General features: G+C 65.8%; 6 protein-coding genes and 1 tRNA gene. 5 read left to right on the top strand and 2 right to left on the bottom strand.

Features of this window, described 5'->3' with window-relative positions; genetic code table 11:
* Positions 1–489: 489 nt before the first annotated feature.
* The 4 genes from leuC to AX702_RS10145 all read left to right on the top strand — a co-directional run bounded on the left by leuC (position 490) and on the right by AX702_RS10145 (position 4,351).
* Positions 490–1,920: a 3-isopropylmalate dehydratase large subunit gene (leuC, locus tag AX702_RS10165; RefSeq protein ID WP_066779026.1), complete on the top strand. Its 1,431-nt coding sequence runs from the start codon at positions 490–492 to the stop codon at positions 1,918–1,920.
* Positions 1,921–2,290: 370 nt separating this feature from the next.
* Complete coding sequence (locus AX702_RS10155) at positions 2,291–2,761, top strand: hypothetical protein (protein ID WP_156455441.1); 471 nt, start codon at positions 2,291–2,293, stop codon at positions 2,759–2,761.
* The gene (gene leuD / locus AX702_RS10150; protein WP_066779017.1) at positions 2,761–3,387 is read left to right on the top strand and encodes a 3-isopropylmalate dehydratase small subunit; all 627 of its coding nucleotides are present in this window, start codon (positions 2,761–2,763) and stop codon (positions 3,385–3,387) included. Before AX702_RS10155 ends, leuD begins: the two co-directional genes overlap by 1 nt.
* Positions 3,350–4,351, top strand: coding sequence for an NADPH:quinone oxidoreductase family protein (locus tag AX702_RS10145; RefSeq protein WP_156455440.1), 1,002 nt, complete (start codon positions 3,350–3,352; stop codon positions 4,349–4,351). Before leuD ends, AX702_RS10145 begins: the two co-directional genes overlap by 38 nt.
* Before the next feature lie 506 nt (positions 4,352–4,857).
* Here AX702_RS10145 and AX702_RS10140 read toward each other — a convergent pair.
* Together AX702_RS10140 and AX702_RS22520 are read right to left on the bottom strand one after the other, a co-directional pair.
* Positions 4,858–9,480 carry an NAD-glutamate dehydrogenase gene (locus tag AX702_RS10140; RefSeq protein ID WP_066779015.1) on the bottom strand — a complete coding sequence of 1,541 codons (4,623 nt, stop codon included), beginning with the start codon at positions 9,478–9,480 and terminating at the stop codon, positions 4,858–4,860.
* Between the two features lie 59 nt (positions 9,481–9,539).
* Positions 9,540–10,361, bottom strand: coding sequence for a hypothetical protein (locus AX702_RS22520; RefSeq protein WP_066779014.1), 822 nt, complete (start codon positions 10,359–10,361; stop codon positions 9,540–9,542).
* A gap of 139 nt (positions 10,362–10,500) precedes the next feature.
* Between AX702_RS22520 and AX702_RS10130 the strand changes: the two genes are divergently transcribed.
* Positions 10,501–10,576, top strand: a tRNA-Thr gene (locus AX702_RS10130).
* The last annotated feature ends 54 nt before the right edge of the window (positions 10,577–10,630 follow it).

Here is a 10,630-nt window from a genome sequence, read left to right as displayed (position 1 = left end):
GCGCCGGGGTCCAAGGTCCCGCGAGCGCTGCCACCCGAGGAGCACACCAACCTCCCCGCCCCGTCATGCCGACCCCGTGCCGGCATCCAGACCTCCACACGCCAACCAACGTGAGAAGCGCGGCCAGCTGACCGCCGGCACAAGCCCGTCATGACGAGCAATGCCCAGCCCGATACACCACCACCCCGTCACCCCGGCCCCGCGCCGGGTCCAACGTCCCGCGAACGCTGACACCCGAGGGACACACCAACCTCTCCGCCCCGTCATGCCGGCCCCGTGCCGGCATCCAGACCGCCGCACACTCCGACCAACGTGAGACCCGCGGGTCAGCCGGATGCCGGCACAAGCCCGGCCGGACGATCGCAGCGCGCCCCTGCCCCTTGCTTCACCCAAGCACCCAAACCACGGACACCCCACGCAATCTTTGTGCCGGCGAACAGCTTCTACTCTTCCATTTGTTGCGCAACTTCGTCTAAGGCGCGCCTCGTTATGGCCAGTCGTCCGCTTACCCTGTATGAAAAGGTCTGGGCCGCCCATGTCGTCGAACGTCGCGACGATGGGACGTGCCTGATCTACATCGATCGCCACCTCGTTCATGAGGTTACCAGCCCGCAAGCGTTTGAGGGGCTTCGCGCCGCCGGCCGCCGGGTTCGTCGCCCCGACCTGACGCTCGCCGTCCCGGATCACAATTTGCCGACCACGCCCCGCGTCGACGCGGAGGGCCGCGAACTGCCGATCGCCGATCCGGAAAGCGCGACGCAATTGTCGGCGCTGCGCCAGAATGTCGCCGCGTTCGGCGTGCCCTATATCGATGCGCTCGCCGCCGAGCAGGGGATCGTTCATGTCGTCGGGCCGGAACAGGGCTTCACCCTGCCCGGCACAACCGTGGTCTGCGGTGACAGTCACACTTCGGCGCATGGCGCGCTCGGCGCGCTGGCGTTCGGGATCGGCACCAGCGAGGTCGAGCATGTGCTCGCCACGCAGACGCTGCTGCTCAGCCCGTCGAAGACGATGGAAGTGCGGGTCGAGGGCACGCTCGGCTTCGGCGTCACGCCAAAGGACGTGATCCTCGCCATCATCGGCCGCATCGGCGCGGCGGGCGGGACCGGCTATGTCATCGAATATACCGGCAACGTCATTCGCGAAATGTCGCTGGAGGGGCGGCTGACCGTCGCGAACATGTCGATCGAGGCTGGCGCGCGCGCCGGCATGATCGCGCCTGACGACACCACGTTCGAATACATCAAGGGTCGGCCGATGGCGCCCAAGGGCGCGGATTGGGACAAGGCCGTCGCCTGGTGGCGCACGCTCGCCACCGATCCTGGCGCGAGCTATGACCGCACCGTGCTGATCGACGCGTCGGAGATCGCGCCCGCGCTCACCTGGGGCACCAGCCCGGAGGATGTGGTGTCGATCACCGGCACCGTGCCCGAACCGGAAAGCTTCGCCGACGCCTCCAAGCGGGAAGCCGCGCGCAAGTCGCTCGATTACATGGGCCTGACGCCGGGCACGCGATTGCAGGACGTGCCCGTGCAGCATGTCTTCATCGGCTCGTGCACCAACAGCCGCATCGAGGATCTGCGGGCAGCGGCTGCCGTGGCGGAGGGCCGGCATGTCGCCGCTGGCGTGCGTGCCATGGTGGTGCCCGGATCCGGCCTGGTGAAGCGCCAGGCGGAGGCCGAGGGCCTCGACCGCATCTTCACCTCGGCGGGCTTCGAATGGCGTGAGCCCGGCTGTTCGATGTGCCTGGCGATGAACCCGGACAAGGTACCGCCGGGCGAACGCTGCGCCTCCACCTCGAACCGCAACTTCGTCGGCCGGCAGGGTCCTGGCGCACGCACCCACCTGCTCTCCCCCGCGATGGCCGCGGCGGCAGCGGTGACAGGGCACCTCGCCGATGTTCGTGAGTTGATGGGGTGATTTCCACACCCGCTGCACCCCGGCGAAGGCCGGGGCCCAGTTGGGAGACAAGGGTGACAATCGCTGCGGGAAGTTACATCTGCCTTCCCGACTGGGCCCCGGCCTCCGCCGGGGACGCGAAGAGTAACAAGGGGAAACGCTTCATGAAGAAGGTATTTGTCCTGCTGATCGCAGGCTCGCTCCTCAGCGGCGTCGCCGCTTATGCCGCGATCGCCAAGCCGATGACCTCGGCGCGGACGACAATGCGCTAAGCGGTTGACCGCAGGTGCTTCCAAGACGGGAGCAATGGGCGCGATGGTCTCTACCAACGAAATATGGGGCTGTCGGCGTCTTACTTACGGCTATCGGAACGGGTCTAGCGATCGCGAGCTTGGTTGTGGCCGTTTGGCCTCCCACGCCAGCTACAGACCCACCTCCTTACTTCGCAGCGTTGAACGAGTTATTTGCGAACGAGGACCGGCTGTGGTCGTGCGAGGATGCGGCATGCGAAGCGACGGTGTTGGAAGTCAGGAACCTGGAAGCGCTGTATAACGAGCATTTCGACGCGGTCGCTGGTGACGCATACGGCGAGCAAACACACCTGTTTGAGTTGATTGACTACATCCGAACGTTTCACAGAGTTCGAAAGCCGAGCAAGATCGATGTCGCTCGTGCGCGTTTTCAGGTGGGCTTTTTAATATGGTATACGATGCCGAAGGCGCTGCCATACCTCAGCGAAAATCAGAAGAGTGTTTATTTCTGGAAGTTGCCGCTGAAGAATTGTGCTCCCTCGGGGAGCTACGTGATCATAGACAAACATCCCGTGAATTGCTTTGATGACTATTTGGGGTATCTTGATTAATGCAATCGATCCGCATTGTTTCGGGCCGCGCTTATCCCTGGGGCGCCAAGAACGTCGATACCGACGTCATCATCCCCGCGCATTGGCTGAAGACCATTACGCGCGCCGGCCTCGGGCGCGGTGCGTTCGAGACGGTGCGGGCGCAGCCCGGCAATATCTTCGACGATCCCGCTTATGCCGGCAGCCCGATCCTGATCGCGGGTGACAATTTCGGCTGCGGCTCCAGCCGTGAACACGCCGCCTGGGCGCTTGGTGACCTGGGTATCAAGGCGGTGATCGCGCCCAGCTTCTCCGACATTTTCTCCGGCAATGCGTTCAAGAACGGGATCGTACCCGTTGTTCTGCCGCAGGAGGCGGTGGACCGCCTGATCGAGGTCGCCAGAACGGACGAGATCACCATCGACCTCGAGACGATGACGGTCACTACGCCCTTTCAGGATCGCTTCACCTTTGCCTTGGACCCGTTCCGTCGCCAATGCCTGATGGAGGGGCTGGACGAGGTCGGGCTGACGCTGGCAAGGGATACCGCGATTTCGAAATACGAGGCGATGCTGGACGAGCATCGGCCGTGGATCGCGGGAGAGACTGATGCGAGGACTGTTGTCGAAGGCGCCGGGCGGACCTGAAACGCTGGAGATCGGGGAGCTCCCCGATCCCGTGGCGAAGCCCGGCGAAGTGATCGTCGCCGTGAAGGCCTGCGCGATCAACTTTCCCGACGTGCTGATCATCCAGGACAAATATCAGTTCAAGCCGCCCCGCCCCTTTGCGCCGGGCGGCGAAATGTCGGGCGTGGTCGAGAGCGTCGGCGAAGGCGTGACGGCGTGGAAGCCGGGCGATCGCGTGATGGGCAACACCGGCAATGGCGCGCTGGTCGAAAAGCTCGCGGTGAAGGCCGACAATATCTACGCCATTCCTGACGAGCGATCGTTCGAGGAAGGCGCGTCCATGCTGCTGACCTATGGCACGACCATTCACGCGCTGGTCGATCGCGGCAACATCAAGGAGGGCGAGACGCTGCTCGTGCTCGGCGCTGCGGGCGGCGTCGGCCTCGCCGCGGTCGAACTCGGCAAGGCCTTCGGCGCGCGCGTCGTCGGCGCGGTGTCGAGCGAGGAAAAGGCGCAGGCGGTGCGCGATGCCGGCGCCGACGACGTCATCATCTACGGCCGCGCGCCCTTTTCGAAGGACGAGAGCAAGGCACTGGCCGACACGTTCAAGGAAAAGGCGGGCAAGAACGGCTTCGACCTCGTCTATGACGCGGTCGGCGGCGATTATGCCGAGCCGGCGCTCCGCTCCATGGCCTGGGAGGGGCGCTATCTGGTGATCGGCTTCCCCGCCGGCATCCCGAAGATCGCGCTGAACCTCACCCTGCTCAAGAGCTGCGACATCCGCGGCGTCTTCTGGGGCGCTCATGCTGCGCGCGAGCCGGAGCATAACCGCGCCAACATCCGCCGGCTGTTCGATCTGTGGCGCGACGGCAAGATCGCGCCGCGCGTGACGGAAGTGTTTCCGTTCGAGAAGGGCGGCGAGGCGATCGCCAAGATGGAGGGTCGCGGCGCGATCGGCAAATTGGTCGTGCGGGTCGCCGACTGATCGGAAGGGTGCCGGGCCGGTCCCGGCACCTCCGAGAGTTGACCCAGGCTCCTTGAAGCACCTCCCCGGCGAAGGCCGGGGTCCAGGTGGGAAGGCATTGAAAGAAAGCGGGTGTGCCTGCCAGCTTTGTTTTGCAGCCGGACTTCGCCCTCCGTCGGGGAGGCGGATCCGTCCGGCTGGCTCAAACCCTAGTTGCGTGGAGGCCAGCCGCCTCGCGCTCTGGGCCGTTTCTCTCCGCATACAGGCCGATCGATACGGACAGACGCCCGCGGCGCTCTCGCTCATGGCCGCTGGAACCAGGGGCGCAATCGTCGTCGGCGTCGCCACATGATCGCTGCGGCTTCCCGGACGGTCCGGCAGCTTTCTCCTCTGCATGGCCGCACGCCGGTCTGCCGAGGCCAATCACCTCCGAATACAGGCCAATCGTCGCCAACAAGAGGCCGCGCCGCTATCGCGAGCGGCCGAGCAAATCGGCCCCTCCCGCCCGGAGAGAGGCCGATCCCCGATTACCGTCCCAGCAACATCCGCGCCTGCCCCGCGACTTGCGCCAGCATGGCAGCCGTCGGGCTGCTCGCCTGCCGCGCCCGGCTGATGACCGCCGCAAACCGCGCCACCGGCGCCTCGTTCTCGGCCAGCCAGGCGTCGATCGCGGCGCTGGAATCGCGCGGTTTTTCGCGCGTCAGGAAGTCGAGCCGCATCTGCTCGAAGTCCCGCACCAGCCCCGCCACGAGCAGCCGCTCCCATGGATCGGACGGCTCCAGCCGCGCCGCCGCCGCCTGCGCCCAGTCCAGCCCCAAAGCTTCGCCCAGTCGTGTATAAGCGCGCGTCAGCTCGGTCTCGTCCGTCCGCGACTTTGCGCTGAGATCGACCAGACCGATCGCACCGTCCATCTCGTGCAAGCGAACGACGCGTACCGCCAGAGACTCAGGTGCGCCTGCCGCCGCCAGCTTGTCGGCCATGCGCGCGCTTTCCGCCCGCGCCTCCTGCAACAGCAGCTCACTTGCCTGCCCCTGCAGCCGGGCGACGCCCTTGCCGATCCGCTCCAGAACCTCGCTGGGCAAGGTGCCGGGCGCGACCACGCGCAGCAGGTCGGCGACTTGCGATCGTACGGCGCGCGCCACACCGTCGAACAAGGCGATACGGCCGTCCTCGGACATGCTCCCCGTTTCGATGTCGCGCCACAGCGTGCCGAGGTCGAACAGCCGTTCGACCACCACGAACATGGCGGCAACGTCGCCCAGCGCCGCGCCTTCCTCTTCGGCCAGTTCGAACGGGTTCAGGATGCCGATCCGGTTGACGATACGGTTGGCAAGCTTGGTGGCGACGATCTCGCCGCGCAGCTGGTGATGGTCGATGGCATTGCCAAACCGCTCCTGCATTTCGCGCGGGAAAGCGGCGCGAAGATCCGGCTGGAGCAGCGGATCCGCCCCCAGCCCTGCCGCTTCGATCGCATCCTGCAGCGCGAGCTTGGCGGTGGACAGCAGCACGGCGAGTTCGGGCCGGGTCAGCCCCTTGCCCTCGGCAGCGCGGCGCAGCAGATCCTCGTTGCCCGCCAGCCCCTCGACACGGCGATCGAGGCGACCTGCCGCCTCGAAGATCTCGATCGCCCGCACGAAGCTGGGCACGGCACGCACACCGCCACGCTCGGCAATCGACAAGGCCAGCGTCTGGAGGCGGTTATCCTCCAGCACCAGATGTGCCACATCGTCCGTCATCGCACCCAGCAGCACGTTGCGATCATCGAACGACAGCCGCCCCTCCGCCATCTCGCGATTGAGCGCGATCTTGATGTTCACTTCATTGTCTGAACAATCCACGCCGGCCGAATTGTCGATAAAGTCGGTGTTGATCCGGCCGCCCTGTGCCGCGAACGCGATGCGTGCGGCCTGCGTGACACCCAGGTTCGCGCCCTCGCCGATCGCCGTGGCGCGAACATCCTCCGCATCGACGCGCAGACGGTCGTTGGCCGGATCGCCCACCGCGGCATTGTTCTCCGACGCCGCCTTCACATAGGTGCCGATGCCACCGAACCAGATCAGGTCCACCGGTGCCTTGAGGATCCCGGAGATCAGCGCCGCCGGCTCCATCTCGTCCGCGCTCACGCCCAGCGCCGCCTTCACCTCTGGGGTCAGACGGATCGTCTTGGCGCTGCGCGGGAAAACGCCGCCGCCGGCCGAGATCAGGCCCTTGTCGTAATCTTCCCAGCTCGATCGCGGCAGGCTGAACAGCCGCGCGCGCTCCGTCCAGCTCTTCGACGGATCGGGATCGGGATCGAGGAAGATGTGACGGTGATCAAACGCTGCGACGATCTTTAGCGTCTGGGAGAGGAGCATGCCGTTGCCGAATACGTCGCCCGACATGTCGCCGCAGCCGACCACGCGGATGACGTCCTTCTGCACGTCCACGCCGCGCTCGGCAAAGTGACGCTGCACGGATACCCAGGCGCCCTTGGCGGTAATGCCCATCGCCTTGTGGTCATAGCCCTGGCTGCCGCCGCTGGCGAAGGCGTCGCCCAGCCAGAAGCCGCGATCCAGCGCGATGGCATTGGCGACGTCGCTGAACGTCGCCGTTCCCTTGTCCGCCGCCACGACGAAGTACGGATCTTCGCCATCGTGAACGCGCACGCCCTCCGGATGCACGACCTTGCCGGCAACGATATTGTCGGTGATCGACAGCAAGGTGCGGATGAAGATGCGATAGCTCTCCGTTCCCTCCGCCATCCATGCGTCGCGATCGCTTGCAGGATTGGGCAGCTGCTTCGGGTAGAACCCGCCCTTGGCACCGGTTGGGACGATCACGGCGTTTTTGACGCGCTGAGCCTTCATAAGGCCAAGGATCTCTGTCCGGAAATCGTCCCTGCGGTCGGACCAGCGCAGGCCCCCGCGCGCGACCGGTCCGGCGCGCAGGTGGATACCCTCCACGCGCGGCGAATAGACCCACACTTCGCGCCATGGCAGCGGCGCCGGCAGACCCGGGATGCGGCTGCTGTCGAGCTTGAAGGCCAGCGCCTCCGCCGGTGCCGGCGCAAAGGCGTTGGTCCGCAGCGTCGCGCCAATGACCGCCTTGAACGCGCGCAGAATACGATCATCATCGATCGCCGTCACGGCATCGAGCCCGGTGGCGATCTCCGCATCGATCGCGTCCACATCGCCCGTGGCGTTGGGATCGTGCGCCAACGTGAAGCGGTTGATCAGAGCCTTGGCCAGCATGGGTGCGCGGCCAAGCGCCTCCGCAACAGTGGTCAGGCCATAGGTCAGCCCTGCCTGTCGCAAGTAACGGAACCAGGCCCGATACAGCAGCACGGCGGACGGCGTTAGGCCGGCCATCAGCATGAGACGGTTCAGCGAATCGTTCTCTGCCGCCCCCTTCAGAACGGCGGTGATGGCCCCTTCAAGCACGTCACGATCGATGTTCGCGACGTCACCTTGCGGCTGAACGATGAAATCGTGAACGAAGCTGTCGCTGTCCTCGCGAAGTCGCGTCGGCAGCTCGCCAATCACGCGATAACCGAAATTCTCCAGCACGGGGACCGCTTCGGAGAGCGCGAGCGCGCCATGCGATTTGTAAATCTTCAGCCGATGATCGGCGCCCGGAGCAGGCGGATAGATGTGCACCGCGCGGTCGCTCTCGTCGGCGAGCTCGGACACCCGAAGCACGTCCTCGGCCGCTTCCTCCGCAGTCGAGATGTTGCGGTAGTTGAGCGGGAATGCACCCGCCCAGCGGATCGCGAGCCGTGCCGCACGCGATGGCGCGATGCGATCCGCCAGTGCCGCCTCGACCTCGCGCTCCCAGCCGCGCACCATCTTCTCGAGCCGCGCGTCCAGCGGTTCTACTTCGGGCATCACGCCCGATTGGCGCAGATCGATGGTATAGCGGATCAGCGCGACCCGGCCGTCCTCCAGCGCGATCGACCAGTTCAGGATGCTGCCATTCGCCGCCTCCGCCAACATGTCGCCGATCGCGACGCGCCGGGTGGTGGAAACGTCATCACGCGGCAGCCAGACGAACGCAAACAGATGTCGACCCAGGGCCGATCGGACCAGCACCAGCTTCGGCCGGGGCCGATCCGCCAGGCTCATCGCCGTCAGCGCCAGTTCCTCTACGGCGTCCGCAGAGACGGCCGTCACCAGGTCATGCGGCAGTGTCGCCATCGCATGGGTCAGCGCCTTGCCGGTGTGGCCGGTCGGATCGAAGTCCAGCTTCGCCTCCAGATCAGCCAATCGCTGCCGCAGCACGGGCACGCTGCGCGGCGGAGCCTTCAGCGCGGCCGATGTCCACAGCCCCGCATGGATCGACAGGCCGGCAATCTTTGCCCCGCGATGGATCGGCGCCACAACCAGGTCCAGCGGCACACGGCGGTGGACGGGAGAGATGAGGCTGGATTTCAGGAGCAGCGGAGCTGCCTTGCCACTGGCGAAATAATCAATGGCCAGCCGGCGGGAGCGTTCGGCAAGCAGCGGCGGCTCATGCGCGCTGCGCGCGATGCCCAACGGCTCGCCATCGACGGCGCCGTCCGCCATCCAGCGCTCATGGCCGAGCAGCGTGAAATGCCGGTCGAGGAACCACCGCATCAGCGCCGCGCCCTCATGGTCGCCGCCCGTATCCTCGATCGTTGCCGCATCGGCCGCCAGCGTCGCCTGCATCCGGCGCCAGTCGGCCACCGCGGCGCGGACATTGGCAAGATCACTGACCAATGCGTCGATCAGCTCGCGCCGATCGCGCGCGTCGGCGCGCTCCGTTTCGATGTAGATCATCGATTCGGGTGAGCCGCCGTCGTCTACTCCCTCAAGAACGCCGTCCGCGTCCCGCCGCACCGGTACCACCGGGTGGATGATGCGATCGATGGCGATGTCATGATCGCCGATTGCGCCGGCGATCGAATCAACCAGGAACGGCATGTCATCGTTGACGATCGCCAGCCGCATGCGACGCTGCGGCCCATCGCCGGGCAGCGTCTCCAACGCGACCGCAGCGGTGCCCGGCGCCCGCACCTGAGCGGTCGCTGCGAGGAAGGCGGCGGCGTCAACCTGCTCCTGTGGTCCGAACCCGTTTAGTTCACCCGGCAGAGCGCCTTTGGTCAGCCGGTCAGCGAGCGCCTGTGTCAGCGCCTTCATCGAGGTTTTCGACATGGGCGAGCCTATGCGCCCGAGTCGCGCGCGGCTCAACCCTTGTTTCGGATGCAACTATCTCAGGAAAGCGCCGCAGCGGCTCGATCCGCGAGATCCTGATCGTCGGGGATAGCGCCCACGACATCGAACATGCCGTCGCCCCGTGCCCGCGCGAGGAGAACCACCAGTTGCTCCGCGCCCGCCGGCACATCCAGCGCCAGCGTCGCCAATGGGGCACGCTGGACATCATCAAGGCGACGTCCCTCGTCACGCGAGGCGCTTGGGCCATCGGCCCAGATGGCGGGCGCGGCCTCCATTCGCGGTTGACTGCGCACCGCAGCGGCAAGCTCCGCATCAAGTTGCGCCTGCTCGGCCGCGCCCACGATCTCCTTCCAATTGATCACCCCATAGACATGGTCGATCATCTCCCCGTCCGAGGAGAAAGGCATCAATATGCCGCGATACAGGGTGTTGTGGCCGCGAGTGCCGACAAACTCCGCCTCGAAGCCGATCGGCGCGCGGTTCGCGATGATCTGCAGATATTGATCGGTCAGCCGCGACAGCAAGGATCGGGCAGGTACCTGCGAGATCCGGCTGATCTCCTGATGCACGCCGCATTCTTCGCTCAGCGCCTCGCCGATGGCGCTGATTGCGGGATCATCCATGCCGCCCGTGAAGTCGAGGAGCACGCCATGGGCCTGGAAGTCGGTCGGCCCCGCTGTCTCCAGATCCTCGATCGCCGGATATGATCGGCCTTTCAGCAGGGAAACCCAATGGTTGTACGCGCGCACGTGCATGCGCCGCTCATCGCCACCGATGACCTTGGTCGCTTCGCCGATCCCCCCTTCCGTGGGATCACTGCCCCGCCCGGCACGCGCCTCATCGAAGCCGCGGATATCCATGATGTTCGTCCTCTGAGCCCATGCCCTGATCCGCTTCTGCGATCCGCATGGTAAAGAGCCCGTAAATTCGAGACCCGCTTGCGCTCGCCCGCACAGGCTGCTAGGCGCCCCGCTCCAGCGCGCTCACCAGAGCGCCAATGCCGCTTTAGCTCAGCTGGTAGAGCATCGCATTCGTAATGCGGGGGTCACAGGTTCGAGTCCTGTAAGCGGCACCACACTCATGAAATCGCACCTCATAGAGGACGAGCATGGGCACGCCATCGCGGTGC

Origin of the sequence: Sphingomonas sp. CCH5-D11, from assembly GCF_001557395.1 — a bacterium.
Lineage (GTDB): Bacteria > Pseudomonadota > Alphaproteobacteria > Sphingomonadales > Sphingomonadaceae > Sphingomonas.
This window is presented reverse-complemented; position numbering and strand designations above follow the sequence as displayed.

Coding starts and splice junctions, on each gene's coding strand:
- AX702_RS10145 (WP_156455440.1), top strand. CDS start 3,350: ATGCGAGGACTGTTGTCGAAGGCGCCGGGCGGACCTGAAACGCTGGAG.
- AX702_RS22520 (WP_066779014.1), bottom strand. CDS start 10,361: ATGGATATCCGCGGCTTCGATGAGGCGCGTGCCGGGCGGGGCAGTGAT.
- leuD (WP_066779017.1), top strand. CDS start 2,761: ATGCAATCGATCCGCATTGTTTCGGGCCGCGCTTATCCCTGGGGCGCC.
- leuC (WP_066779026.1), top strand. CDS start 490: ATGGCCAGTCGTCCGCTTACCCTGTATGAAAAGGTCTGGGCCGCCCAT.
- AX702_RS10140 (WP_066779015.1), bottom strand. CDS start 9,480: ATGTCGAAAACCTCGATGAAGGCGCTGACACAGGCGCTCGCTGACCGG.